This is a genomic window from Streptomyces albidochromogenes (genome assembly GCF_005981925.1).
Taxonomy (GTDB): domain Bacteria; phylum Actinomycetota; class Actinomycetes; order Streptomycetales; family Streptomycetaceae; genus Streptomyces; species Streptomyces albidochromogenes.
The window spans coordinates 1-657 of record NZ_VBVX01000714.1 but is presented as its reverse complement, the minus strand read 5'-3'; the positions used below and the strand labels follow the sequence as shown (position 1 = coordinate 657).

Below are 657 nucleotides of genomic sequence, written 5' to 3'. Positions count from 1 at the left end.
CCGCTCCCCCCTCCCGCCCGCACCGGGCGCCCCCGCAGCGTCGAGGCCCATGCCGCGATCCTGCGGGCGACCCGGGCGGCGCTGGTCGAACTGGGCTGGTCGAAGCTGACGATGGGCGATGTGGCGAGCCGCGCGGGCGTCGCGAAGACGACGCTGTACCGGCGCTGGGCGAACAGGAGCGAACTCGTCGTGGACGCCGTGGCCGTCCTCTTCGACGAGCTGCGGCTGCCGGACCGGGGCAGCCTGATGGCCGACGTCGAGGGAGTGGTGCTCCAGTTCGCCGCGCTGCTCGACCGGCCGGAGGCCAAGACCGCCCTGATGGCGGTGGTCGCCGAGTCCACACGCGACGAGGCCCTGCGCGAGCGCATCCGCTCGGCGATCGTCGACCGCCAGAAGCGCCTGGTGCTGCTCGGCCGAGAACGCGCGCAGGCCCGCGGCGAGCTGCCGTACGAGGACGACCCCGCGCAGGCGGCCCGTAACGCGGACCTGATCTTCGACGTCATCGCCGGCGCCGTCGTTCACCGGGCGCTGGTCAGCGCGGAACCGGTGGACACGGAGTGGGCGCGCAACTTCGCGCTGCTGGTGGTGGGCGGCCTGACGGCGGGCACGGAGGCGTCCCCGCCCCCCGAGGCGCCTCCCCGGCGGTGACCGGTGACC

At 75.0% G+C, this 657-nt stretch carries 1 protein-coding gene; it reads left to right on the top strand.

Translation table 11 applies throughout. The features are described 5' to 3' along the window. A partial coding sequence (locus tag E2E34_RS34900; RefSeq protein WP_138905791.1) for a TetR/AcrR family transcriptional regulator occupies positions 1-648 on the top strand: 648 nt, incomplete at its 5' end. Between the last annotated feature and the right edge of the window lie 9 nt (positions 649-657).